The 23,954-nt window shown below is 66.1% G+C and carries 31 protein-coding genes; 17 read left to right on the top strand and 14 right to left on the bottom strand.

The genetic code is table 11. From position 1 onward, the window contains the following. Positions 1 to 11 precede the first annotated feature (11 nt). Complete coding sequence (gene metW, locus ACFQ24_RS16575; protein WP_380913206.1) at positions 12 to 605, bottom strand: methionine biosynthesis protein MetW; 594 nt, start codon at positions 603 to 605, stop codon at positions 12 to 14. Then, positions 602 to 1,738: a homoserine O-acetyltransferase MetX gene (gene metX, locus ACFQ24_RS16570; RefSeq protein ID WP_380913204.1), complete on the bottom strand. Its 1,137-nt coding sequence runs from the start codon at positions 1,736 to 1,738 to the stop codon at positions 602 to 604. Before metX ends, metW begins: the two co-directional genes overlap by 4 nt. Positions 1,739 to 1,826: 88 nt before the next feature. On the opposite strand from metX, the gene ACFQ24_RS16565 reads away from it, so the two are divergent. The 3 genes from ACFQ24_RS16565 (at position 1,827) to ACFQ24_RS16555 (ending at position 4,998) form a co-directional block, all read left to right on the top strand. Next, positions 1,827 to 2,789 carry a 2-hydroxyacid dehydrogenase gene (locus tag ACFQ24_RS16565; RefSeq protein ID WP_380913202.1) on the top strand — a complete coding sequence of 321 codons (963 nt, stop codon included), beginning with the start codon at positions 1,827 to 1,829 and terminating at the stop codon, positions 2,787 to 2,789. Positions 2,790 to 2,978: 189 nt separating this feature from the next. Further along, positions 2,979 to 4,088, top strand: a complete 1,110-nt coding sequence (locus tag ACFQ24_RS16560) for a pyridoxal phosphate-dependent aminotransferase (protein WP_380913200.1) — start codon at positions 2,979 to 2,981, stop codon at positions 4,086 to 4,088. Positions 4,089 to 4,092: 4 nt separating this feature from the next. Then, the gene (locus ACFQ24_RS16555) at positions 4,093 to 4,998 is read left to right on the top strand and encodes a prephenate/arogenate dehydrogenase family protein (RefSeq protein ID WP_380913198.1); all 906 of its coding nucleotides are present in this window, start codon (positions 4,093 to 4,095) and stop codon (positions 4,996 to 4,998) included. Between the two features lie 12 nt (positions 4,999 to 5,010). Here ACFQ24_RS16555 and ACFQ24_RS16550 read toward each other — a convergent pair whose 3' ends face one another. Genes ACFQ24_RS16550 through ftsE form a run of 4 tightly spaced genes read right to left on the bottom strand, consistent with a single transcriptional unit; the run spans position 5,011 to position 7,857 of the window. Beyond that, positions 5,011 to 5,700: a lysophospholipid acyltransferase family protein gene (locus ACFQ24_RS16550; protein ID WP_380913196.1), complete on the bottom strand. Its 690-nt coding sequence runs from the start codon at positions 5,698 to 5,700 to the stop codon at positions 5,011 to 5,013. A 14-nt stretch (positions 5,701 to 5,714) separates the two neighbouring features. After that, positions 5,715 to 6,245: a YdcF family protein gene (locus ACFQ24_RS16545; protein ID WP_380913194.1), complete on the bottom strand. Its 531-nt coding sequence runs from the start codon at positions 6,243 to 6,245 to the stop codon at positions 5,715 to 5,717. Continuing rightward, positions 6,242 to 7,147 (bottom strand): cell division protein FtsX, encoded by a 906-nt coding sequence (locus ACFQ24_RS16540; RefSeq protein WP_380913192.1) that lies wholly within the window; start codon positions 7,145 to 7,147, stop codon positions 6,242 to 6,244. The genes ACFQ24_RS16545 and ACFQ24_RS16540 overlap by 4 nt, the downstream gene beginning before the upstream one ends. After that, positions 7,144 to 7,857 carry a cell division ATP-binding protein FtsE gene (gene ftsE / locus ACFQ24_RS16535; RefSeq protein ID WP_380913190.1) on the bottom strand — a complete coding sequence of 238 codons (714 nt, stop codon included), beginning with the start codon at positions 7,855 to 7,857 and terminating at the stop codon, positions 7,144 to 7,146. Before ftsE ends, ACFQ24_RS16540 begins: the two co-directional genes overlap by 4 nt. Positions 7,858 to 8,024: 167 nt before the next feature. Here ftsE and ACFQ24_RS16530 point away from each other — a divergent pair, with 167 nt between their 5' ends. Next, a complete protein-coding gene (locus tag ACFQ24_RS16530; protein ID WP_380913188.1) occupies positions 8,025 to 8,843 on the top strand; it encodes a zinc-ribbon domain-containing protein in 819 nt (272 codons plus the stop codon). 19 nt (positions 8,844 to 8,862) lie between these two features. On the opposite strand, the gene ACFQ24_RS16525 is transcribed toward ACFQ24_RS16530, so the two are convergent. Beyond that, positions 8,863 to 9,768 (bottom strand): pirin family protein, encoded by a 906-nt coding sequence (locus tag ACFQ24_RS16525; protein WP_380913186.1) that lies wholly within the window; start codon positions 9,766 to 9,768, stop codon positions 8,863 to 8,865. 20 nt (positions 9,769 to 9,788) lie between these two features. Here ACFQ24_RS16525 and ACFQ24_RS16520 point away from each other — a divergent pair, with 20 nt between their 5' ends. Next, positions 9,789 to 10,025, top strand: coding sequence for a hypothetical protein (locus ACFQ24_RS16520; RefSeq protein WP_380913184.1), 237 nt, complete (start codon positions 9,789 to 9,791; stop codon positions 10,023 to 10,025). A gap of 58 nt (positions 10,026 to 10,083) precedes the next feature. Here ACFQ24_RS16520 and ACFQ24_RS16515 read toward each other — a convergent pair whose 3' ends face one another. Next, a complete protein-coding gene (locus ACFQ24_RS16515; protein ID WP_380913182.1) occupies positions 10,084 to 10,371 on the bottom strand; it encodes a BolA family protein in 288 nt (95 codons plus the stop codon). 44 nt (positions 10,372 to 10,415) lie between these two features. Here ACFQ24_RS16515 and ACFQ24_RS16510 point away from each other — a divergent pair, with 44 nt between their 5' ends. From ACFQ24_RS16510 to ACFQ24_RS16485, 6 genes are all read left to right on the top strand, one after another. Next, positions 10,416 to 11,033, top strand: coding sequence for a DnaJ domain-containing protein (locus tag ACFQ24_RS16510; protein ID WP_380913180.1), 618 nt, complete (start codon positions 10,416 to 10,418; stop codon positions 11,031 to 11,033). Positions 11,034 to 11,269: 236 nt separating this feature from the next. After that, entirely contained in the window at positions 11,270 to 12,277 is a 1,008-nt protein-coding gene (gene cobS, locus ACFQ24_RS16505) for a cobaltochelatase subunit CobS (protein ID WP_380913178.1), read from the top strand. After that, positions 12,277 to 12,699, top strand: a complete 423-nt coding sequence (locus ACFQ24_RS16500) for an OsmC family protein (RefSeq protein ID WP_380913176.1) — start codon at positions 12,277 to 12,279, stop codon at positions 12,697 to 12,699. Before cobS ends, ACFQ24_RS16500 begins: the two co-directional genes overlap by 1 nt. Continuing rightward, positions 12,696 to 13,469 carry a tyrosine-protein phosphatase gene (locus ACFQ24_RS16495; protein ID WP_380913174.1) on the top strand — a complete coding sequence of 258 codons (774 nt, stop codon included), beginning with the start codon at positions 12,696 to 12,698 and terminating at the stop codon, positions 13,467 to 13,469. Before ACFQ24_RS16500 ends, ACFQ24_RS16495 begins: the two co-directional genes overlap by 4 nt. After that, on the top strand, positions 13,466 to 15,298 hold the full coding sequence (gene cobT, locus ACFQ24_RS16490) for a cobaltochelatase subunit CobT (RefSeq protein ID WP_380913171.1): 1,833 nt from the start codon (positions 13,466 to 13,468) through the stop codon (positions 15,296 to 15,298). Before ACFQ24_RS16495 ends, cobT begins: the two co-directional genes overlap by 4 nt. After that, positions 15,295 to 15,765, top strand: a complete 471-nt coding sequence (locus ACFQ24_RS16485) for a GreA/GreB family elongation factor (RefSeq protein WP_380913169.1) — start codon at positions 15,295 to 15,297, stop codon at positions 15,763 to 15,765. Before cobT ends, ACFQ24_RS16485 begins: the two co-directional genes overlap by 4 nt. A 52-nt stretch (positions 15,766 to 15,817) precedes the next feature. Here the strand turns inward: ACFQ24_RS16485 and ACFQ24_RS16480 are convergent, their stop codons facing one another. From ACFQ24_RS16480 to ACFQ24_RS16470, 3 genes are all read right to left on the bottom strand, one after another. Further along, entirely contained in the window at positions 15,818 to 16,309 is a 492-nt protein-coding gene (locus ACFQ24_RS16480) for a Dps family protein (protein ID WP_380913167.1), read from the bottom strand. Positions 16,310 to 16,416: 107 nt separating this feature from the next. Then, positions 16,417 to 16,983, bottom strand: a complete 567-nt coding sequence (locus ACFQ24_RS16475) for a TMEM165/GDT1 family protein (RefSeq protein WP_380913165.1) — start codon at positions 16,981 to 16,983, stop codon at positions 16,417 to 16,419. Positions 16,984 to 16,996: 13 nt separating this feature from the next. Continuing rightward, positions 16,997 to 17,320, bottom strand: coding sequence for a hypothetical protein (locus ACFQ24_RS16470; RefSeq protein WP_380913163.1), 324 nt, complete (start codon positions 17,318 to 17,320; stop codon positions 16,997 to 16,999). 213 nt (positions 17,321 to 17,533) lie between these two features. Here ACFQ24_RS16470 and rpmG point away from each other — a divergent pair, with 213 nt between their 5' ends. Then, the gene (gene rpmG, locus ACFQ24_RS16465) at positions 17,534 to 17,701 is read left to right on the top strand and encodes a 50S ribosomal protein L33 (RefSeq protein WP_021226203.1); all 168 of its coding nucleotides are present in this window, start codon (positions 17,534 to 17,536) and stop codon (positions 17,699 to 17,701) included. Positions 17,702 to 17,874: 173 nt separating this feature from the next. Here rpmG and ACFQ24_RS16460 read toward each other — a convergent pair whose 3' ends face one another. Next, positions 17,875 to 19,749 carry a PhoX family protein gene (locus ACFQ24_RS16460; protein ID WP_380913161.1) on the bottom strand — a complete coding sequence of 625 codons (1,875 nt, stop codon included), beginning with the start codon at positions 19,747 to 19,749 and terminating at the stop codon, positions 17,875 to 17,877. 134 nt (positions 19,750 to 19,883) lie between these two features. Continuing rightward, entirely contained in the window at positions 19,884 to 20,246 is a 363-nt protein-coding gene (locus ACFQ24_RS16455; protein ID WP_380913159.1) for a response regulator, read from the bottom strand. Positions 20,247 to 20,312: 66 nt separating this feature from the next. Between ACFQ24_RS16455 and ACFQ24_RS16450 the strand changes: the two genes are divergently transcribed. The 5 genes from ACFQ24_RS16450 to ACFQ24_RS16430 are packed head-to-tail and all read left to right on the top strand — an operon-like array spanning position 20,313 to position 23,594. Further along, complete coding sequence (locus ACFQ24_RS16450) at positions 20,313 to 20,615, top strand: DUF3572 domain-containing protein (protein WP_380913157.1); 303 nt, start codon at positions 20,313 to 20,315, stop codon at positions 20,613 to 20,615. Continuing rightward, a complete protein-coding gene (locus ACFQ24_RS16445) occupies positions 20,612 to 21,271 on the top strand; it encodes an HAD family hydrolase (protein WP_380913155.1) in 660 nt (219 codons plus the stop codon). Before ACFQ24_RS16450 ends, ACFQ24_RS16445 begins: the two co-directional genes overlap by 4 nt. Then, complete coding sequence (locus tag ACFQ24_RS16440) at positions 21,268 to 21,732, top strand: RidA family protein (RefSeq protein ID WP_380913153.1); 465 nt, start codon at positions 21,268 to 21,270, stop codon at positions 21,730 to 21,732. Before ACFQ24_RS16445 ends, ACFQ24_RS16440 begins: the two co-directional genes overlap by 4 nt. Then, positions 21,713 to 22,468: a glycerophosphodiester phosphodiesterase family protein gene (locus ACFQ24_RS16435; RefSeq protein ID WP_380913152.1), complete on the top strand. Its 756-nt coding sequence runs from the start codon at positions 21,713 to 21,715 to the stop codon at positions 22,466 to 22,468. The genes ACFQ24_RS16440 and ACFQ24_RS16435 overlap by 20 nt, the downstream gene beginning before the upstream one ends. Beyond that, positions 22,461 to 23,594: a GNAT family N-acetyltransferase gene (locus ACFQ24_RS16430; protein WP_380913150.1), complete on the top strand. Its 1,134-nt coding sequence runs from the start codon at positions 22,461 to 22,463 to the stop codon at positions 23,592 to 23,594. Before ACFQ24_RS16435 ends, ACFQ24_RS16430 begins: the two co-directional genes overlap by 8 nt. On the opposite strand, the gene ACFQ24_RS16425 is transcribed toward ACFQ24_RS16430, so the two are convergent. Then, positions 23,595 to 23,891 (bottom strand): hypothetical protein, encoded by a 297-nt coding sequence (locus ACFQ24_RS16425; RefSeq protein WP_380913148.1) that lies wholly within the window; start codon positions 23,889 to 23,891, stop codon positions 23,595 to 23,597. Positions 23,892 to 23,954: the final 63 nt, after the last annotated feature.

Below are 23,954 nucleotides of genomic sequence, written 5' to 3'. Positions count from 1 at the left end.
CCTGAGCCTGCCTATTTCCGCAGCAGGAACACCGCATGTTCTGCGAACAGATTGGCGTTCGCATGGGTCGTTTCGCGGTCGCCCTTCAGGAACCACTGCCCGTCGATATGCCAGCCGCGATCCTTCACCAGCGCGCGGAAATCGTCGACGGTCACATGGTGGATGTTGAGCGTGTCATACCATGTGTCCGGCAGCAGCCGGGTCACCGGCATCCGCCCGCCCCACATCAGCGACAGCCGCCCGCGCCAGTGCGCGAAGTTGGGAAAGGACACGAAAGCCTGCGCGCCGATGCGCAGCAATTCTTCCACCACCAGATCGGGCCGCCGCGTCGTCTGAAGCGTCTGGCTCAATATCGCATAGTCGAAACTGGCGTCGGGATAATAGCCAAGGTCGGTGTCCGCGTCCCCCTGAACCACGGAAAGCCCGCGCGCCACGGCGGCCGCGACGTTGGATCCGTCGATCTCCAGCCCGCGTGCATCCGCCCCCGCATTGTCGCGCAGCGCCGCCATCAGCGCGCCGTCGCCGCACCCCACATCCAGCACCCGCGCGCCCGTCCGCACGGTGCGCGCGATCAGCGCCAGGTCGGGACGCAGCGCCGCGCTCACGCCCGCCCGCCGCGCAGGAAGCCGTCCACCACCCGGTTCAGCTCCGGACATTCCAGCAAGAAGGCGTCATGGCCGAACGGGCTGGACAGTTCGACGAAGCTCGCCTGCGCGCCGCTGGCGTTCAGCGCATGGACGATGATCCGCGATTCCGCGGTCGGATAGAGCCAGTCGGTATCGAAGCTGACGAGGCAGAAGCGCGCCTTCGTGCCCGCGAACGCCATGGCGAGCGATCCGCCATGATCCTCGGCAATGTCGTAATAGTCCATCGCGCGGGTGATGTAGAGATAGGAGTTGGCGTCGAACCGGTCGGTGAAGCTCAACCCCTGATGCCGCAAATAGCTTTCCACCTGGAAATCGGCGTCGAAGCCGAAGGTCTTTGCGTCGCGTGCCTGCAGCCGCCGGCCGAATTTTTCCGTCAGCCCCGCTTCCGACAGATAGGTGATGTGCGCCGCCATGCGTGCCACCGCAAGGCCCGCGACCGGCGCCTGTCCGTCCGCATAATAATCGCCCCCGCGCCAGTTCGGATCGGCCATGATCGCCTGCCGCCCGACTTCATGGAAGGCGATGTTCTGCGCGCTGTGCCGCGCGGTGGAAGCGATCACGACGCAGCTTTCCACGCGGTCGGGAAACAGGGTGGGCCAGGTCAGCGCCTGCATCCCCCCCATCGATCCGCCGATCACCGCCTTCAGCCGCTCCACCCCCAGATGGTCGAGCAGCGCCGCCTGCGCGCGCACCATGTCGGCGATGGTCAGCACCGGAAAGCGCATGGCGAAGGGATCGCCCGTCACGGGATCGATGCTGGCGGGGCCGGACGATCCCATGCAGCTGCCGATGACGTTGGAGCAGATGATGAAATGGCGGGCGGGATCGACCGGCTTGCCCTCTCCCACCAGCCGCCACCACCATCCGGGCTTGCCAGTGACGGGATGGTCGGAAGCTACATATTGATCGCCGGTCAGCGCATGGCAGATCAGGATGACGTTGGACTTGTCCGCGTTCATCGCACCATAGGTTTCGTAGGCGATGTCCACCGGGCCAAGGCTCGCCCCGCTCGACAGGTGCAGCGGCGCGGTCAGGCGCGCCTGCCGGCGCAGGCCGAAACGGCTGTCTTCGCTGGACGGGAGGCTCGCCATGATGGCGCGGGGCTAGGACCGGCGCGGCTCGCTGTCAATCTGGGCCGACATTCTGGCTTCACGAAGCACCAGCCGCTACAGCGACGCGATGACCGATATCCCCCCGCCGCATGGCAAGCCCCCCGTCCTCGGCTACGGCCATCTCAATCCCTATCTGGACGGCGAGCTGGGCCGCCGCTTCACGCTCCACCGGCTGGCGGCGGACGCCGACCTGTCCGCCCTGCCGGACGAGGTGCGGCAATCGCGCGCGCTGGTCAGCTTCGGATCGGTCGGCGCGCCTGCCGCAATCATGGACGCGTTGCCACGGCTGGAGATGATCGCGCTATTTTCCGTCGGCTACGACAAGGTCGATGTCGACCATGCCCGCGCGAAGGGCATCCGCGTCACCAACACGCCCGACGTGCTGACCGACGATACGGCGGACCTTGCCGTGGGGCTGCTCTACGCCACCGTCCGCAACATCGCCGCCAACGACCGGCTGGTGCGCGCGGGCGCTTGGGCGCGCGGGGAAATGCCTGCCCTGTCGGGCCGGGTGACGGGATCGCGCATCGGCATATTGGGCCTCGGCCGCATCGGCCGGGCGATCGCCAGGCGGCTGGAGCCGGTGGCGGGCGAGATCCTCTACCATAACCGCCGGGAAGCGACGGGCGCGCCCTATCGCTACGTCGCCGACCGCATCGACTTCGCGCGGCAGTGCGACGTCATCATGGTCGCGACCTCCGGCGGGCCGGAAGCGGCGCAGCTGGTGGACGGCGCGATGCTCGAAGCGCTGGGGCCGGACGGCGTGCTGGTGAACATCAGCCGGGGCAGCGTGGTGGACGAAGCCGCGCTGGTCGCGGCGCTGGCGGACGGGCGCATCGCCGGCGCGGGGCTCGATGTCTTCGCGCAGGAGCCGCATGTCCCCCAAGCCCTGCTCGCCATGGATCATGTCGTGCTGCAGCCGCATCAGGGCAGCGCCACCCGACACACGCGCAAGGCGATGGCCGACCTCGTGCTCGCCAATCTCGACGCGCATTTCGCGGGACGGCCGCTTTTGACCCCGGTCGTGTAGGAAAAGCCGCATAGGAGGAGAAGCTTCGCGAGCGCTTCGGGGAGGCGTCGGGAAAGCATGTGGAGAGCGTCGCGAGCGCGTCGCGGACGTTTTCGGCGGAAAAGCGTCGACTACGGTGTGAACTTCGGGAGCGGCCCCTGATGCGCCGCCGACTTTGCCTTTCTCCCCGAACCCGCTAAAGCCCCGGCCATGACCGATCTCGCTCTCAAACCCGCTCCCAAGGACTGGATTCTCGGCATTTCCGCCTATGTGCCCGGCAAGGCCGCGGCGGATGACGGCCGTCCCCTCATCAAGCTCAGCGCCAATGAAAATCCGCTGGGCACCGGAAAGGCCGCACGCGACGCGTTCCTTGCGGCGACCGCCGACATGGCGACCTACCCCGACCCATCCGCCACGGCGTTGCGCGAGGCGATCGGCACAGCGCACAATCTCGATCCCGCGCGGGTGATTTACGGCACAGGGTCCGACGAACTCCTCCACCTCGCCGCCTCCGCCTATGCCGGGCCGGGGGATGAGGTGCTGTATGTCCGCTACGGCTTTTCCGTCTATGACATCGCCGCCCGGCGCGTCGGCGCGACGCCCGTCATCGCGCCCGACCGCGACTATGCGACCGATGTCGACGCCCTGCTCGCGGCGGTGACGGACCGGACGAAGGTCGTCTTCCTCGCCAACCCCAACAATCCCACCGGCACGATGACGTCGCGCGCCGAAATCGCGCGGCTCCACGCCGGGCTGCGCCCCGACATCCTGTTCGTGCTGGATCAGGCCTATGCCGAATATCTGGACGCGGACGAGGATGACGGCGGCCTCGAACTGGCGCGCACCGCGTCCAATATCCTGGTCACCCGCACCTTCTCCAAAATCTATGGCCTCGCGGCGGAACGGATCGGCTGGGGCTATGGCCCGGCCCATGTCATCGACATGCTCCACCGCATCCGCGCGCCGTTCAACGTGACGACCGCCGGCCAAGCCGCCGCCATCGCAGCCATCGCCGACACCGCCTGGGTCGAACAAAGCCGCGCCCATAATGCGCGCTGGCGCGACTGGCTCGCGGGCGAAGTCGCTTCCCTCTCCAACCATGGCCTGCGCGCGGTGCCGAGCAAGACTAACTTCCTGCTCATCCTATTCGACGGCGCGCTGACCGCCGAAGCCGCGATGAAGGGGCTGTGGGACGAAGGCTTCGCCACCCGCTGGCTACCCGGACAAGGCTTGCCCAACGGCCTGCGCGTCACCATCGGAACGGAGGATCAGACCCGCGCCGTCGCCGCGAAGCTGCGCGCCATGGCGGAGGCGGCCTGACGCGATGCTGCCCCTTGCCCGCATCACCATCATCGGCCTGGGACTGATCGGCTCCTCGCTCTGCCGCGCTATCCGCGCCGAAATGCCGACAGTGCGAGTGACAGGGCATGACGCCGATCCGGCGGTGCGCGATATCGCACGCCGCATCGACCTGTGCGACGACATCACCGACACGGCGGGTGCCTCGGTGACGGACGCTGACCTTGTCATCCTGTGCGTGCCGGTCCGCGCCATGGGCGCCGCCGCTGCCGAGATCGCCGACGACCTGCCCGCCGACGCTATCGTCAGCGATGTGGGTTCCTGCAAGGCGGACGTGCTGGCGCAACTGAGCACGGCGTTGCCGCACCACAGCATCGTCCCCGCGCATCCTGTAGCGGGCACGGAGAATAGCGGCCCGGAAGCCGGCTTCGCCACGCTGTTCAAGGGACGCTGGTCGATCGTCACCCCGCCGCACGACGCCGACCCAACCGCGGTGGAGCGTGTAGCGGAACTGTGGCGCCGGCTGGGGGCTCAGGTGGAGACGATGGAACCTGCGCACCATGATCTGGTGCTGGCGGTGACCAGTCACCTGCCTCACCTCATCGCCTACACCATCGTCGGCACGGCCAGTGACCTGGAAGACGTGACCCGCAGCGAAGTCATCAAATATTCGGCCGGCGGCTTTCGCGACTTCACCCGCATCGCCGCGTCCGATCCCACCATGTGGCGCGACGTGTTCCTGGCGAACAAAGATGCCGTGCTGGAAATGCTGCAACGCTTTTCCGAGGATCTCTCGGCGCTTCAGCGGGCGATTCGCTGGAATGACGGGGATGCGCTCTTCACGCTCTTCACCCGCACCCGCGCGATCCGCCGGTCGATCATCGAAGAGGGGCAGGACGACGCGAAGCCGGACTTCGGTCGGTCGCACTGAGCGCGACGGGCCTCAGGGATTGAGGGCGTTGATCGCGGCGTGGACCCGCGCCTCGGCATCCTTGCGATCAAGGCCAGGTGGGATCATCTCGCCTACCTTGTAGGTGATGACGCCCGAGCGTTTTAGGAACCGCCCTCGCGGCGAAACCCGGCCGCTGTCGATCGCGATCGGCACGACAGGCAGGCGCAGCAGGCTGTAGAGGCCGGCAAAACCTGCCTTGAGCGGTGGACGCTCGCCGTGCGGCACACGCGTGCCTTCGGGGAAGAGGCAGATGGCGCGGCCCTCCGCCGTCGCCGTTTTCGCCGCGGCCCGCAGCGTGCGCAGGGCGCTCGCGCCCGCGGTGCGTTCGATGGGGATCAGGCCGTACCGCCGCGCGATCCCGCCCCAAAAGGGAATATCGAACAGTTCCCGCTTCGCGCCGATAGCCGGACGGTCGAACAGGCACAGCATGTCGATCGTCTCGAACATCGATTCATGCTTGACGATATAGAGATACGGACCCTGAGGCAGCTCGCCTTCGACCACCACTTTCTGCCCCAGCAGCCAGCGGGCGCAGCCGCGATGAAAGCGGCTCCAAGCCGTGGCGATCCGCTGCACCGCCGTCGGCGCGACCCAGCCGAAGAGCATCGCCGCCAACACGAAGCCGACGCTGCCCACATAGAATAGGAGCATGAACAGCAGGGAACGGACCGCCGTGACCATATCGCCAGATCCCGTCAGACGCCGATCAGCGCAGCGATGCGGCGAAGCAGATATTTGTTATATTCGCGCAGCAGCACGGAAAAACTGGGCCGGCTGGGCACCGCGTCATAGACGATGGTGACGCGCGCGGGCAGCGCCTGCCGCAGTTCGAGCGCGGCGCGGCGCATGTGCCAGTCCGTGGTGATCAGGCGCACGGTGCGATAGGCGCGCCGGTCAAGCCAGCGGGCCGTCTCGATCGCGTTGGAGCGGGTGTCGATCGCCTCGCGACCCAGGGTAATGCAGCAGGTGAAGAGCCGTTCGGGCGCCTCATATTCGGCAGCCAGTTCGCCCGGACGCACGGAACGATCGACGCCGGAGATGAGCATCCGCTTGGCCGCGCCTTCCTCCAGAAGGGAGAGGCCGCGATCGATCCGCCCCGCGCCGCCCGTCAGCACGACGATGGCGTCGGTCTCGCGTCCGTCGAGCGGCTGCGGCAGGAAAATCGCGAACCAGGCAAAACCCAACATCCAGGCGAGCAGGGTGACGGCGGCGAGGCGGACGATCACAGCGACCGCCCCAAGGCGCGCAACACGGTCCAGCGTGCGGCCAGCATGGCGAGCAGGACTCCGAGCAGCGGCAACAGCGCGAGCAGCGCCCAGCCGCGCGTGTCGATCTCCGCCGCGCCCAACAGGTCCGATCCGGCGGCCGACAGCCGCAGGCCGATGAGGATGATGACCAGCACGGCGAAGGCGAAGCCCAGCGCACTGCCGAAGAGGGCATCGAGACCGATCCGCCGCTGAAACAGCCGCGCGATCTGGACGTCTGTCGATCCCATCAGGTGCAGCACGTCGATGGTGCTGCGATGGCTGTCATGCGCGCCGCGCGCGGCCAGCACGACCACCGCTCCGGTCGCCAGCGCCATCAGCCCGACAACGCCGGCCGCAAGCCAGCCCAGGGCGCCCAAGAGGCCAGCGAGCGGCGCGAGAAAGGCCGCATGCGGTTCGATCCGCACTTTGGGGGAGAGACCGCTCAGTCGGCGCCGCAGTTCCGCGATCTTGCCTTCCGCGCCGCCGGGCGTCAGTGTGAGATCTATCAGCGCAGGCACGGGCAGGTCGCCGTTGGTTGCGGCATCGCCGAGCCATGGACGCAATTGATCGGCCAGCGTTGCCGGATCGACCGGATCGGCTGACCGGACATTCGGATTGCCGCGCAACAGGCGCAGCGCCGTCGTCGCCAGACGGGCTCGCGTTTCCGCGTCCGCTTCCACAATCTGGACGCTGGCACGGCCGGCGAGATCGGCGCTCATCGATCGCACCGCAGCCGCCATCGCCAAAGCGGCGGCGGCCGACAAGACCGTCAGGAACATCATGATGCCGATGATCCAGGGCATGGGGCCAGCCACCCTGCCTTCCGGAAGCAGGCGGTGGCGCGCGGCAACGGCGGCCTTGCGACCTGCGCGGCCGGTCACGCCCCACGCTCCTGCGAGCGCGGCGGGTAGCGAAGCGTGCCGGTGGGATCGGCCAGCCGACCCTTGTCCAATCGCATCATCTGCGCGCCGGACACCTGCGCGATCAGGGGCAGATCGTGGGTGGCGACGACGATCGTGGTGCCCAGCCGATTGAGCGCCTCGAACAAGGTCAGGAGCCGCTTCGCCATCTCTGCATCGACATTGCCGGTCGGCTCGTCCGCCACCAATATCTCAGGCCTGCCGATCACTGCCCGGGCGATGGCGACGCGCTGCTGCTCCCCGCCCGACAGCGTCGCGGGTCGCGCTTCTCCCCGGTCACCAAGGCCCACCCAGTTCAGCATTTCGGCGACGGGCGCGTCGATTTCCCCTTCCTCCATGCCGGCGACGCGCAATGGCAGGGCGATATTGTCGTAAGCGGACAGATGAGGGACGAGCCGAAAATCCTGGAAGACCACGCCGATGCGGCGGCGGAAGCCGGGCAGGCGCTTGCGCGGCAGGGTCACCACATCCTCGCCGAACAGGCGGATGACGCCCCGGCTGGGCCGCTGGGCCAAATAAAGGAGTTTCAGGAGCGAAGTCTTGCCCGCGCCCGACGCGCCGGTCAGGAAGTAGAAGCCGCCGCTGGCGAGCGAGAAGCTGACGTCGGAAAGCGTCTCACTGTCGAGGCCGTAGCGCAGGCCGACATTTTCGAACTGGACGATGGCCGACATAGATTGAAAAATCGCGCCGCCGCGCTCCCTGCGTCCCCGATATCCAAGCCATGGCACAGCGGGCGGGCCGCCGTAAAGCCCGCCCGCGCAAAGCCGCGAGTCGCAGGATGTCGCTGCGCCGCCTCTTGCCGCTTGCGTGCGAGTCCCTGGCGTGATTATGAAGCGAAATGATCCTGGTGTGCCCCAATTGCGCGACGCGCTATGTCGTGCCGGACAGTGCGGTCGGCCCCAATGGTCGCCAGGTCCGCTGCGCGGCGTGCAAACATAGCTGGTTCCAGGAACCGGCGCTGCTGCCGGAGCGGCAAGCGACCGTCGCATCTCCGCCGGAAGCCGCCCCTGTTCCTGCCCCCGCCCCAGTCGCACCACCGCCGCAACCCGCTACGCCCCCTGCCCCGTCCGCCGATCCTGATCCGGCGCCGGCCCAAGCGGAGGTGACGGAGCCGGTGAGAACGGAGCCTGAAACGGCTCCGCAGGATCACCGGTTCGACGACATCTACGCGGGCGTGCGGGATGACGCCGACGATGCAGAGGCATGGTCCGACGCGGCATCGCCCAGGAAGCCGCAGCGCAACATATTGAAGCTATGGACCTATGCCGCCGCCGCTTTCTGCCTGATCGTCGCCGCGGCGGGCGGCGCGCTTTATTATTTCGGCACGCCCGGATGGATGGTATCGATGGGCCTGGTGTCGGAAGAGGGCGATCCCGACCTGCTCTTCTATCTCTCCAAACCAGCCGAGCGCCGCAAGCTGCCGACCGGAGAAGAATATTTCGCGTTCGGCGCGCGGATCGTGAACAGCGGGGCGGAAGTCTTACCCGTGCCGCCGGTGCTGGTGCAGCTGCGCGACCGGCAGAACCGCCTGGTGTTCAGCTGGACCACCAAGGCTGACAAGGCCCGGCTGAAACCCGGCGAGGAAGCGTCGATCAACGAGAGCCGGATCGACATTCCGAAGAATGCCGAAAACCTTTCGCTGACATTCGTTCAGTAGCGCCCCTGCCAGATAGCGATCAGGGATAGCTGACCGTCTTGGGTCGCCCTTGGGGTATGGGGATGAATTCCTGATCGTCGCCGGGGATAAGCGGGAAACGCAGCGCCTCCCAATCTTCGCGCGCCTGCATCAGGCGGTCGGGGCGCGAGGACACGAAATTCCACCAGACGTGGCGCGGCGATGTGAAGGCTTCGCCGCCGCACAGCACCAGGCGTCCGCCGTCGACGCTGCGGAGCGTGGCGGACGTGCCGGGACGCAGGACGTAGAGCGTCTGGGGACTGAGCATCTGCCCGTCGAGCATGGCATCGCCGCCCGATACGTAAAGCGCCCGCTCGTCGGCGGAAGCATCGATCGCGATCCGTCCGCCCGGCGCGAGCTGAATGTCGGCATAGATGGTATGGGCATAGGTGGTGACGGGCGAGGTTTCGCCCCAGAGCGATCCCATGATGACGCGGGCGCGTGCGCCGCTATCCTCGATCACCGGCAGGCCACCCTCCCCCACATGTTCGAAGGCGGGGTCCATTTCCTCGATGGCGTCGGGAAGGGCGAGCCAAGTCTGGATCGCCGACAGCTTCGATGCCCTCGCGCGATCTGGTTCGGGCGAGCGTTCGGAATGCACGATGCCCTTGCCCGCAGTCATGAGGTTGACCGCGCCCGGCTCGATCAGCTGCTCGGTGCCGAGCGAGTCCCGATGCAGGAACGCGCCCTCGTACATATAGGTCACGGTGGCGAGGTTGATATGCGGATGCGGGCGTACGTCGATGCCCTGACCCGGCGCGATCTGGGCTGGGCCAGCCTGGTCGAAGAAGATGAAGGGCCCGACCATCGTGCGTTCCTTGACCGGCAGCGAGCGATGCACGCGGAAATCGCCCAGATTGTGGCTGGTCGGCGTGATCGTCTGAAGGATGATGTCGTCGAGGGTCATGGCGCATCCAGTTCGGGATAGTGGCGGAATATGTCTTCCCAATTGAAGGGAAGCCGCCGGTCACTGGTCAGATAGTCCTGCAATTCGGCCAGCGCCGCAACCCTGTCGTGGAGAACGGACAGTTTCGAAAATGCGTATCCAAGCGTCGCCAGTGGCAGGGGGAGAAGCGGCGCAGCACCGTCACCAAGGTGGAACAGCCAGAAGTCCCGACGAATTCGCCCCTGCTTGCGATGGTCGGCCAGTACCAGAAGTCATAGGCCATGGATGTCGTGCTCCCTTGACAGGGAGCAGAACCCGCCAGCCTGTCCGAAAGTCTCACGCCTCGCCGGGTGCGCGGGCCTTGATAGCGAGAGCGTGGACCTTGTCGCGTAACAGTTCTGCGAGCGCGCTGTTCACCATCCGTTGCCGGGCGACGCGGCTCTGGCCGATGAAACGGCGGGAGGTGATGTCCACGGTGAAATGGCTTTCGCCCGATCCGTCATGTCCGGCATGGCCGCGATGCTTTTCGCTGTCGTCGATGACGGCGAGCTGTTCGGGCGACAGGGCGGCGCGCAGGCGCGCTTCGATTTCAGTGGCGACAGGGCCTTTGAGGTCGGTGGTCATCTTTCCTATATAAACGTTTTGCCCGGATTTTCATCAGGACCATCTTGTCTACCGATCCCTTTTCGACCCGCCGCTTCAACCGCTTCCATGGCCGCGTGGAAAGCGACCGCCCCTGCGCGGTAGAGGGTTGCCCCCAACCCGGCGAATTCCGCGCCCCGCCGCTGGAAGGGGCGCGCCCGCAGCAGGAAGGACCGCAATGGCGCTGGCTCTGCCTCGACCATGTGCGCGAATTCAACCAGGGCTATAATTTCTTCACCGGCATGAGCCCGGAAGAGATCGCCGCTGCGCAACGTCCCTATGCCGGCTGGGAGCGGGAGACGCGCGCCTTTTCCTCCAACGCCGCCAGCCCGCCGCCGAAATGGTCGGATTTCCAGGATCCTCTCGACGCCATCGGCGCGAAATTCCGGGAGCGGGTGGCCAAGGCGCGCGAGGCGAGCCAGATGCGGCAGGACGGCAAGTTCCTGTCTGGCGAGGACCGCAAGCAACTCGCCGTCATGGGCCTTTCCATCGACGCGGATCGCAAGGCGCTGCGCACCCGCTACACCGAATTGCTGCGGCGCTATCATCCCGATCATAATGGCGGCGACCGCAGCCATGAAGGCGCTTTGCAGGATGTGATCGAAGCCTATGGCCATTTGCGCAAGGCGGCGGCTTTCGCTTAACTTCGCACATTTCCCGCAGAATTCGACATTTCGTTGCGGCGATAGGATATTTTCTGTCCAATCCCTCGTGCTCATGACGATGAGGACCATGTCGAAAAAGGGCTGGATAGGACAGCAACAGGCCAGCTCGTGCCAATGGGCAGCTTGATCGCCGGATGCCAACGCCCCACTCTATCGACACGCCCCGAACTGATCGGATAGGGGCTGATGACAGACTCGCAGAAAGATGACTCTCGATGACCGACATTTCCAACGTCCAGCCCGACGCCCGCGCCGATACGCTGCTCGACGCGCCCGACCGCGAGGTGGACGCGCGGGAGGTGTTCGGCGTCGACGTCGATATGAAAATCCCGGCTTTCAGCCAGGCCGACGAGCGCGTGCCGGACCTCGACCCCGCCTATGTGTTCGACCCCGACACCACGCTCGCGATCCTGGCGGGTTTTGCCTACAACCGCCGCGTCATGGTGCAGGGCTATCACGGCACCGGCAAGTCGAGCCATATCGAACAGGTCGCCGCCCGCCTGAAATGGCCGTGCATCCGCATCAACCTGGACGCGCATATCAGCCGCATCGACCTGGTGGGCCGTGACGCCATCGTGCTGAAGGACGGGCAGCAGGTGACGGAATTCCGCGAGGGGCTGCTCCCCTGGTCGCTCCAGCGCCCGGTCGCTCTGGTGTTCGACGAATATGATGCGGGACGGCCCGACGTCATGTTCGTGATCCAGCGCGTGCTGGAGACGGACGGCAAGATGACGCTGCTCGACCAGAACCGGGTCATCCGCCCTAATCCGCATTTCCGCCTGTTCGCGACCGCCAACACGGTGGGCCTTGGGGATACGACCGGCCTCTATCACGGCACGCAGCAGATCAACCAGGGGCAGATGGACCGCTGGAACCTCGTCGTGGCGCTCAATTACCTGCCCGCCGCGACCGAGGCTCAGGTGGTGCTGGCGAAGTCGGGCGAGTATGATCATGAGGGCGGCCGCAAGGAAGTCGAGAATATGATCAAGGTTGCCGAACTGACGCGGCAGGGCTTCGTCAATGGCGACATCTCCACCGTCATGAGCCCACGCACCGTCATCAGCTGGGCGCAGAATGCGCTGATATTCAAGAATGTCGGCTTCGCCTTCCGCCTGTCCTTCCTCAACAAATGCGACGAGGCGGAGCGGGCGCTGGTGGCCGAATATTATCAGCGGGTGTTCGGGAAGGATCTTCCCGAGAGCGTGGCGAGCCGGGCGAACTGATGATCGTCGTCGAGCGGATCGACTCGCAAGGCGGGACCGCGCACCGCGTCAGCATTCGCGGGCATGAGATCGTTGCCGACATGTCCGCGCCCGACGGCCATGACGCCGGGCCGGACCCCCATGACCTCTATGACTCGGCGCTCGGCACCTGCAAGGCGATGACGATGCTCTGGTACGCCCAGCGCAACGGCATTCCGGTCGAGGACATTCATGTCGGCGTCGTCCGCGACGCCAGCCGGGAGCGGCAGGGCGTCTACAGGCTGACCACGCGGATCGCGATCGGCGGCCCATTGACGGACGAGCAGCATGACAAGCTGATCGCCGTCGCCGCCAAATGCCCGGTCCACAAGCTGATGAGCGAGGTCGTAACTGAGATCGAGACCATCGCCGTGCCGCGTGTCGGCGATCCGGAACGGATATGAGCGTGGCGTCGGTTGCTCCCCTGCCGCTCGCCAGCGGGTTCAACCTGCGCGACTTTGGCGGGCATGCGATCCGCGACGCCCGGCATGTGCGCAGGGGGATGCTTTATCGCTCCGGCACGATGGCGCTGCTGACCGATGCCGACGCGCAGGCGCTGCGCACGCTCGGCATCAGGGCGATCTGCGACCTGCGCCGTCCCGGCGAACGGCAAGAGGAGCCGACAAGCTGGCACGGCCCCGACGTCGATTATTACTGCCGCGATTATAGCGAAACGAGCGGCGTTCTGACCGAAATCCTGCGAGCGGACAATGCCACGGCGGACGACCTGCACGCCGCGATGATCGGCATCTATCGCACCATCGCGACCGATCATGCAGACTCCTATCGCGCGATGTTCCGCCAGATGCTGGAGGGACGGTTGCCGATCCTCATCAACTGCGCGGCGGGCAAGGACCGCACCGGCGTCGGCGCGATGCTGATCCTCGCAGCGCTCGACGTGCCGCGCGAGACGATCCTGCGCGACTATCTCGCCACCAACGATCACGCCGACTGGACATGGCGGCTGGCGCAGAACGACAGCCGGCTCGCGCGCGCCCTGCGCCAGCGGGCGGATGTCGTCACGCCGGTGCTGCGCGCCGAGGCCGCCTATCTCGACGCGCTATTCGAGACGCTGGAGGCGCGGCATGGCGGCGTGGACGGCTATTTGCGGGAAACGCTGGGCGTCGATGCCGATGCCCGTGCGGCCCTGCGCGCGGCACTGTTGACGCTATGACCGAGCGCTCACCCCTCGACGCCTTCAAGGATGTGCTGTCCGGCGCGGCGCGTGCGATCACGCGCGATGCGGAGGTGGAGGTCGGCTTCACCGCCGACACGCCGCACGCCGCCGGCAAGGCGATCAAGGTGCCGACGCCCGGCCGGGCACTGCCCGCCGATCAGGTGGCGCTGGCACGGGGCTTCGCCGATGCATTGGCGCTGAAGCTGCGGCATCACGATGCGCGCGTCCATGCCGCCTCCGCGCCCGGCGAGGCCGTCGCGCGCGCGGTATTCGACGCGGTCGAGCAGGCGCGGGTGGAGGCGATCGGCTCGCGGTCCATGCTGGGCGTGCGGGACAATCTTAACCATGCGCTGGACCTGCGCCTCAAGTCCGACGCGATCCGCCGGGCGCGCGCCGCCGACGAAGTGCCGCTGTCCACGGCGCTGGCGCTCAAGGTGCGCGAGCGGCTGACGGGGCAGGCGATCCCCAAGGAAGCGGCTGCGGGCGTCGCGATGGTCGACCAGTGGATCGAGGACAAGGCGGGCGGCGATCTCGATTCGCTGATGCTCGCCATCGACGACCAGCGTGCCTTCCAGAAGCTGACCACCGCGATGCTGGAGCATCTGCAGCTGATCGACGCCGACGTGCCGCCCGACACCGAGGAGCCGGAGAGCGAGGACGAGGGCGAGGATCAGGAAGACCAGCAGGAGGAAGGCGAGAGCGGCCAGGAGGAGGCCGGCGACAGCGACATGAACGCCGAGGCGCGCGCCGAGGACAAGGGCGGCGACACGGAGGACGGCGAAACCGACTATAGCGACGAGTTCGACGCCGACAGCGACGAGGGCGCGGATGACATGGGCGAGGAAGGCATGATGCCCGTCCGCCCGAACCGGCCGATGTCCGACCTGCCGCCCGGTTTCGACTACAAGGCCTATACGACGAAGTTCGACGAGGTGGTCAGCCCCGACGAGCTGTGCGACGACGACGAGTTGGCGCGGCTGCGCGGCTTCCTGGACCAGCAGCTCGTCAGCCTGCAGGGTGCGGTGACCAAGCTTGCCAACCGATTGCAGCGCCGGTTGATGGCGCAGCAGTCGCGGTCGTGGGATTTCGACCAGGAGGAAGGGCTGCTCGACGCGGCGCGGCTGGCGCGGATCGTGATCGATCCCACGCGCTCGCTGTCCTACAAGATCGAGCGGGACACCGAGTTTCGCGACACCGTCGTCACGCTGCTGATCGACAATTCAGGTTCGATGCGCGGGCGGCCGATCAGCATAGCGGCGATCAGCGCCGACATCATGGCGCGCACGCTGGAGCGGTGCGGGGTCAAGACCGAGATATTGGGCTTCACCACCCGCGCGTGGAAGGGCGGACAGGCACGCGAGGAATGGCTTGCCGCCGGGCGGCCGCCGATGCCGGGGCGCCTCAACGACCTGCGCCACATCGTCTACAAGAAGGCGGATGACCCATGGCGTCGCGCGCGCAAGAATCTGGGCCTCATGATGCGCGAGGGGCTGCTCAAGGAGAATATCGACGGCGAGGCGCTGCTGTGGGCGCACGCGCGCCTGATCGCGCGGCCGGAGGAGCGGCGCATCCTGATGGTCATTTCCGACGGCGCGCCGGTGGATGATTCCACCCTGTCGGTCAACAGCGGCACCTATCTGGAGCGGCATCTGCGGCAGGTGATCGAATGGATTGAGAACCGGTCGCCGGTGCAGCTCGTCGCGATCGGCATCGGCCATGACGTGACCCGCTATTACCGCCGCGCCGTCACCATCATGGATGCGGAACAACTGGGCGGCACGATGGTCGAACAGCTGGCGGGGCTGTTTGATGAGGATACGAAATGAGCGTCGCCTTTCGTCGCGAGAGCGACGACGAGCATATGGAGCCCAAGTTCGAGCTGCCGATCCCGCCCGGCCCCAACTGGGTGACGGCGCGCGGATTGCGGCTGACGCGGGAGAAGGTCGAGGCGCTGGAAGCGGTTGATGCCGCCGCTCTGGAGGAAGATGCGGCGAAGAAGCATAAACGCGATTTGCGCTACTGGCGCACGCGTCTGGCGACGGCGGAAGTGCGGCCGGTGCCCGACGGCACGGCGGTCGCGTTCGGGTCGCGTGTGACCTACCGGCTGAACGGGGGGGAGAAGTCGGTCGTCATCGTCGGCGACGATGAGGCCGACCCGAATGAAGGGCGGATCAGCTTCACCTCGCCCCTCGCCCGCGCGATGATGGACGCAGAGCCAGGCGAGCGGGTCGATTTCGTGGGGAGGGCGGAGGCGGTGGAGATCGTCGGGATCGACGTGGCGGGCGAGGCCTGATCCTCCTCCGTTCGGTTCCCGACAAGCGCGAACCGAACGGGGAAGAAGCCTGTTACGCCCCGCGGGCGGCTTCGAACAGGAACCAGGCGCGCTGTTCGGCCTGATCGGTCCAGTCGTCCACGATGCCTTCGGTCGCGTTGTCGCCGGCTTCGGTGGCGGCGGCCTTCACAGCGCGGAAGGTTTCGACCAGCGCCAGATTGTCGTCGCGCAATTCCTTCAGCATGTCGGCCGGACTGACGAATTCTGCGTCATTGTCCTTGACGCTTTGGTGCCGTGCGATGTCGCCAATCGAGCGCAAGGTGGTGTTGCCGGTCTTGCGGACGCGCTCAGCGATCAGGTCGGTCGTGGCAAGGATCTCCGTCGCCTGCTCGTCGAACATCAGGTGATAGTCGCGGAAATGTGGGCCAGAAACGTGCCAGTGGAAATTCTTGGTCTTGAGGTAGAGGGCATAGCTATCCGCCAGCGCGCCGTTGAGCGCGTCGGCAACCGATTTGGTCTGGTTGCTCTTGAGATCGGTAGGCGTCTTGAGATCGGGAGCCGTCATCCATGTTCTCCTGTCCGGAAATGATTTCGGACATATAATGATCGGGACAGGATTCGGTGCCTATTTTTTTGCTGCAGAATCGCGATCAGCCTGATCCAGATATTCGATCAGAGAAGGCCGGTGGCGGAGAGCGCCAGGGTCGCGCCGGTCAAAAGCAGGATCGCGCCGCCACTCAGCCGGATGGGGCGCGTCGGCAGTAGGGCGAAGAGCCGGTCGCGCAGGAGAACCGCAGGCACGAGCGCGGCAAGGATGCCGATGGTGCCGCCGATGCCGGCAAGCACAGGCTGCGCCGAGCGTGTGGCCGTCCCCAGGATCAGGAATTGCGGGCCGTCGCCGAACTGGAGGATGAAGAGGCCGAGCGCGGTGGTGAGGAAAGGCCCGGTCGGCCAGCCCGTCAGCAAGGCGGGAGGCGATACGCGCCAGAGCAGGCCTGCGCCAAGGAAGAGGATGGATAGCGCCAGGAACAGCAGCCGTGCGTCGGACCCGAGCATCGGGCCGATCCACGCCCCCGCAAGGGTGGACAGGGCGGCATTGGCAAGGGCGGCGACGACGACGCCGGCGATCACCGCGCCGTTCCGGTCATAGCGGGCGGCGAGCGCGGCGACCAGCAGCTGGCTCTTGTCGCCCATTTCGCCCAGCAGGCAGCCGAGCAGCGCGGTCAGCAGGGCGTCCATCGGGCAGTGGCGTTCAGGCGTGGAGCGGCGAAGCGGCGGTCGGGATGCGGGGCGGGACCGGCAGGATGACGGCACTCGTCCTCTCGTCCCCGATGGCGTCGCGCAACAGGTCGAGATAGGAAAGCATGATGGGCGCCAGACCCTGGAGCGACAGGGCCGTTTCCAGCGTGCCGGCTAGGGCCTCTATCCTGTCGAAGCCGGCAATCCGGGCGATGTGGCGAATCTGATCGACCTCATCCTGCACGCGGGCAGCGGATAGATGACCGCGCTGGTCGGCTACCCCGTCCACCCGGCGCATCAGGTCGGCCAGGATAGCCTGTATCGGATCATGTCGCATGGGTTGCTTCCCCTTGTGCCCCTGAAAGACGATCATGGCGCGGATTGTTTAAAGGTGCGTAAAGCCTCACCCGCGGCGGGAAAGATCCGTGCGCCAGCCTTGACATCGGGTCGAATCTGGATCATGGGGCACGGCTGAAACGGGGCGGTCCGCCACTCACCAATGGCGAGCCGCTTTTCTTTTTACGCATTTTAAAGACCAGGGAATAGGGCCATGGCCAAGCCGGCAACCGTCAAGATCCGTCTCGTCAGCTCGGCTGACACTGGCTTCTTCTACGTCACCAAGAAGAATCCGCGCACCAAGACCGAGAAGCTGAGCTTCCGCAAGTATGACCCGGTCGCGCGCAAGCATGTCGAGTTCAAGGAAGCCAAGATCAAGTAAGCCGCTGCGGGCTTCGCGCCCGCGCGCCTGATCGGATGTCCGAACAGCAAAAGGCCCGCCCTGTGGAGGAGCGGGCCTTTTGCTGTTTGCTGCGCGTCAGCCAGCTCTGGGCAAAAGAAAGGGGGGTAGCGTCCACCGGGACGCTCCCCCCTTCCCGTTTCCTGCCGCCGCCGTCAGTTGCCGACCGGCTGGCCGTCCGTGCGACGCACCACGATGGTCGAGGAGCGCGGCGGCTGGCCCGACACCGGCCAGTTGCCGTCGGGGTGTTGGATGTTGATGAAGAAGGACTTGAGGTCCGGCGTATAGGCGATGCCGGTGATCTCGCAGCCGGTCGGCCCGACGAGGAAGCGCTTGGACTGCTTCGTGCTCTGATCGACGTAGAACATCGCGTTGTTGCCGAACGCCTGCACCATGTTGGACGCCGCGCCGCTCAGGGTGCCCGCATTGCCGGTCAGATTATGGTCGGTCTGGACCCAGAGGCGACCCTGCGGATCGATGCGCAGGCCATCGGGACTGGAGAAATAGTCGCCGCTGATATTGCCCTTGAGATTGGCTTCCGTGAGCGACGGGTTGCCAGCCAGCAGGAAGATTTCCCAGGTGAAGCCGGTCGCCAGCGGCGAGTCGCCATTTTCCCGGAATTTCAGGATATGCCCGTGAAGATTCTGGACGCGCGGATTGGGCGCGTCGGTCACGCGGCGGCCGCTGTTGTTGGTGAGCGTCACGAAGATCGACTGCCCGTTGGGCGCGACCGTGATCCATTCCGGCCGGTCCATGATCGTGCCGCCAGCGACGCGCGCTGCCGACTGGCAGTTGATGAGAACGTCCGACTGGGTGGCGAAATTGACGGTCACCGGCGCGGGCGGCGTGGTCGACTGGCTGACGTTGCCAGGATCGACGGCACCGGGCACGAGGCCGTTCTGACCCTGCACCAACGCGCGCCATTCGCCCGTGCCGTCCGCATTGAAGCGCGCGACATAGAGCGTGCCATAGTCGAGCAGGTTGGTGTTGGCGGCGCGGTTGGTGGTGCTGAATGCGTCGGCGGGCACGAACTTGTAGATGCAACCCGGCGTCGAATCATCCCCCATGTAAAAGGCGACGCGGTTGCTGGCATTGCTGAGGTAAGCGACGTTTTCGTGGCTGAAGCGACCCATGGCGGTGCGCTTGGTCGGCTGGGCGAGTTCCTGATAGGGGTCGATTTCGACCACCCAGCCATAGCCGTTGGCGGCGCGGCTCGGATCGAAATAGTTGTTCGTCGTTTCCTCGCAGGTGAGATAGGTGCCCCACGGCGTGCGGCCGCTGGCGCAATTGTTCAGCATGCCGCGAATGGTGGTGCCGATGACTCCGGCGGCGGGGCCGCCCACGCGATAGTCGGTGTTGCCGCTGTAGCGCTTGTTGAAGCGCGACCCGGCCTTCACCGCAAACTTGCCGTCGCTGCCCTTGGCGACTTCGACCACGCTGATGCCGACTGCCGACAGGACGATCTCCTTCTGCGCCTGGGTGGCGGTGGCGGCATTGTAGGATGCGCCGGAAAACAGGATGTTGAGGTCGGGATATTCATGGTTGATGGCGAGCAGGCCGCCCACATTGGGATCCGTGCCGGACAGTTCGAAATATTCCATGCCGTCATGGTTGCCGCCCGCCCACGCCGCGGTCTGGCTGACGCTGGTGGGGAAGGTGCCGGGCGCGAAGGCGGTGCCGGCTTCGACCAGATCGCCGGCCTTCAGCAGGACGTCCACGGTGTAGCCGGTGGGCACGGTGACGGTGTCGTTGGTGTTGATCGCGACCGATGCGAAGTTGATCGCATAGCTGGGCGCAGGAGCCGGGGTCGGCGTGGGGGTCGGGCTGGGGTCAGCGGCGTCATCATCATCGCCGCAGGCAGCAAGCGTGCCGAGCAGCGGCAGCATGGACAGGCCGATGAGGCCGTTCTTCAGGATGCTGCGGCGGCCGGGATTGGCGGCGACGATGGCTTCCAGACTGTTGTCGCCCAGTTCGATGGTGGGCTCGGCGTCGCGGAACGGCGCGCGCGCCTCGTCGGTCAGATGTGACATGCAAAACTACCCCTGTGGTTCAGGCTGTCGGCGGAACGCCGCGCCTTGGCGCAGGGGAGGTGGCAGAGAGGCATGACGCCAGCGCTGCGAAACGAAGGCAGGCGCGTGAAAGCCGCGTGACAATAGCATGACGGCTAAAGCAAGGCGTTCACCTGTTCGATGAAACGCAGGACGGAAATGGGCTTGGATACATAGGCTTGCGCGCCGGCGGCGCGAATCCTCTCCTCGTCGCCCTGCCCGGCATAGGCGGTCACCGCCATGATCGGCACGGCCGACAGCCTCTCGTCGGCCTTCAGGGAAATGATGAGGTCGAGGCCGCTGACATGCGGCAGATGGATGTCGGTAATGACGAGGTCGGGCAGAAAGTCGCGCGCTTGGCCAAGCACGTCGCGTCCGTCGCGCAAAGGCAGCACTTCATGGCCGTGCGCGCGCAGCAGGTCGCAAAAAAGTTTGAGGTTGAGTTCGTTGTCCTCGACAACGAGCACGCGCTTTGCCACCAGTCACCCGCGTTTCAGAAAAGCTCCGGAGCGCGCCCGATGACGCCCCACCCGCAGGGAATGACAATGCGCCCCGAGAATGCGAATGGCAAGCAGGATAGCGGTCCGCAGGACGCCACGTTGGCGTTGATGGCGCTGGGCTGGACGTTAAGCGACGGGTCGCGGGCGGACCGCTTGCTGGCGTTGACCGGGCTGGATGCGGACGCGCTGCGCGCCGGCATCGACAATCCGGTCGTGCTGGCGGCGGTGCTGGCATTCCTGGCGGATCATGAGCCGGACCTGATCGCCTGCGCCGACGCGATCGGATCGACCCCGGCCGCGCTCATCGCCGCACAGGAAAGACTGGCGCGGGACGGGTGGGGCCGATGACCCGCCCGCTCATCATCACCGATTGCGACGAGGTGCTGCTGCACATGGTCGTGCCTTTCCGCCAATGGCTGGAAGAGGCGCATGACGTGCATTTCGACATGCGCGAGCGCGGCTTCGTCGAAGCGCTGCGGCACAAGGACAGCGGGCAGCCGCTGGAGCGCGCCGCCGTGTGGGAACTGCTGCTGGGCTTTTTCGAGACGGAGATGCACCGCCAGACTCCGATCGCCGGCGCTGTCGAGGCGCTGCACCGATTGTCCGAGATCGCCGACATCGTCGTGCTGACCAACATCACGCAGCGGCACCAGCAACCGCGCGCCCATCAACTCGCTTCGCACGGCCTGAATCTGCCGGTGCAGTGGAACCAGGGCGGCAAGGGACAGCCGCTGGCCGCGATCGTCGCGGAGCGCAGCCCCAGCGTCGCGCTGTTCATCGACGACCTGGCCGAACATCATCATTCGGTCGCCGTCCATGCGCCAGGCATATGGCGGCTGCACCTGGTGGGCGAGCCGGAAATTGCGGCCCATGTGCCGCCTGCACCCTATGCCCACGCCCGCATCGACAATTGGGCCGCGGCGGAGCAATGGATCATCGAGCGGCTGGCGGAAGGGCCGGCCCCTGACGACTTTCCGGCCATCCATGGAGCAACTGTAGCATGAGCATCGAAGCCCGCCTCGCCGAACTCGGCATCACCCTGCCCCAAGCCGCCGCCCCGGTGGCCGCCTATGTCCCGACGGTCGAGATCAACGGCATGCTGCACATCAGCGGGCAGATCGCGCTGGGCCCGGACGGTCTGATGACCGGCCGGCTGGGCGAGGACCGCGACCTGGACTATGGCGTCGCGGCTGCGCGCGCTTGCGGCCTCAACCTCATCGCCCAAATGAAGGCGGCGCTGGGATCGCTGGACCGGGTCGAGCGGATCGTGAAGCTGGGCGCGTTCATTTCCAGCGCGCCGACCTTCACGGATCAGCCCAAGGTCGCGAACGGTGCGTCGGAACTGATGGTTGAAGTGTTTGGCGAGGCAGGCAAGCATGCCCGCAGCGCAGTGGGCGTGCCCGTGCTGCCGCTGGGCGCTGCGGTAGAGATCGACGCGGTGGTGCTTGTCAGGCCTGCCGCCTGACGCGCCTGCGGCTTCCGGCAGAAGGGCTGACACGGGCTGGCTGACTGCCCGCCCCTTCGCCCATCGCGGGTTGCATGGACCGGACGCGAGCGAGAATGGGATGGCGGCCTTCAAAGCCGCCATCGCCGCTTGCTACGGCGTCGAATGCGATGTGCGCGTCAGCCGCGATGGCGTTCCCTTCGTCTTCCACGACGTCGATCTGCAGCGCATGAGTGGGCGCGCGGAGGCGATAGCGACGCTGGACGCCGATGCACTGGACGATATGCGCCTGCCGGATGGAGGCGTGGTGCCGCGTCTCTCCGCGCTCCTTGCCCTATGCGGCGACCGCACGCCCCTGCTGGTCGAAATCAAGGCGGAAGGGGCGCAGGTCCGCGCTCTCTGCCAAGGCGTAGCCGATGCTCTGGCCGGCCATGAAGCGGCGCCAGTCGCCATCATGTCCTTCAATCCCCATGTGGTGCGCTGGTTTGCGAGACAGCGAAATGGACAACGTCGCGGCCTGGTCCTGACCCTGCAAGGGAAGGGTCGATTGCGAAGGGCAGTGGAACAGGCCCTTGCGCTTTGGATTGCCAGACCCGATTTTCTAGCCTGTGACATTCGCGATCTTCCCACTGCCCTTTCCCGCCGCGCACGGGCGCGAGGCATGCCCGTGCTGACGTGGACCGTGCGCTGCACGGCCGATCATGAACGGGCCGCCCGCCATGCCGACCAGATCATTTTCGAGGCGGCGCGTGACTGAAGTGACGGCGCGGATTGGGGCGGGCGTGGCGGATTTCCCGCGCGAAGAGTGGGACGCCTGCGCGGGCGGCGGCAACCCGTTCGTCAGCTGGGATTTTCTGGTTGCCCTGGAACGATCGGGCAGCGTCGGCGGCGACAGCGGGTGGCAACCCTTGCCTATCGTGATCGACGGCGCGGACGGGAAGATCGCGGCGGCTGCGCCGGCTTATGGCAAGAGCCACAGCCAGGGCGAATATGTGTTCGACCATGGCTGGGCCGATGCCTGGACCAGGGCTGGTGGGCGCTACTATCCGAAGATTCAGGTCGCCGCGCCCTTCTCGCCGGTGCCCGGCCCCCGCCTGCTGCTGCGCGACCCGGCCGCCGGGCCTGCCCTGATCGCCGGCATCGAAACGCTGGTCGAACGGCATGGCCTATCGTCGGCGCATGCGACGTTCATCGACCAAGCGCAGGTGCCTCTATTCGAAGCGGCCGGCTGGCTGATCCGTGAGGACAGCCAGTTCCACTGGAGCAACCGGGGCTATGGCAGCTTCAACGATTTCCTGGCCGACCTGTCGAGCGAGAAGCGCAAGAATATTCGCAAGGAAAGGCGGCGTGCTGTTGAGGGACTGGAGATCGTACACCTGACCGGCGGCGATATCACAGAGGCGCACTGGGATATCTTCTGGCAATTCTATCAGGATACCGGCGCGCGCAAATGGGGGCGCCCCTATCTGACCCGTGCCTTCTTTTCCCTGCTGGGCGAGATGATGGGCGACAAAGTTTTGCTCATTCTCGCGCTGCGGGACGGGCGCGCGATCGCTGGCGCGCTCAACCTGATCGGCGCGGATACGTTGTATGGCCGCTATTGGGGATGCGTCGAGGAGGTGCCCAACCTGCATTTCGAGCTATGCTATTATCAGGCGATCGACGCCGCCATCGCGCGCGGGATGCGCAAGGTGGAGGCCGGCGCGCAGGGCGGGCACAAGCTGGCTCGGGGCTATGCGCCCGAACCGACATGGTCGGCCCATCATATTCCGCATGACGGATTCCGCCGTGCCATCACCGAATTCCTGGAGCAGGAACGCGAAGGCGTGCGGCAGGACCGTCTCTGGCTGAACGAACGAACGCCGTTCAGGAAGGACGGTTGATCAGGCGGCGCGCAGCTGGGTCGCGGCGATCATGGCGCGGGCCGCGCGTTGGGCCTCGGCAATCTCGCGCGCGGTCATTTCCTCGGCGATCTCGGCGCGCATCGCCTGTCCTTCCTCACTGCCGCGCAGGGCCGCAAGGTTGAACCATTTGTGCGCTTCAATGAGGTCGATCGGCATGCCGCCATCGCCGCAGCAATAGGCCATGCCCAGATCGTAACATTCATCGGCCGAACCATATGCCGCCCGCGACAGGCGGGCTTCCATCAGAAATTGCGCGCTCTTGATGCTGTTACCCATGATGACTTTCCCTGTTCCGTCCTAGCTCAATGGAATGAACCCCCTTTTCCACGAGCGGCAGGT

It is taken from the genome of Sphingobium olei, from assembly GCF_042678845.1.
Classification (GTDB): Bacteria; Pseudomonadota; Alphaproteobacteria; order Sphingomonadales; family Sphingomonadaceae; genus Sphingobium; species Sphingobium olei.
This window is presented reverse-complemented; position numbering and strand designations above follow the sequence as displayed.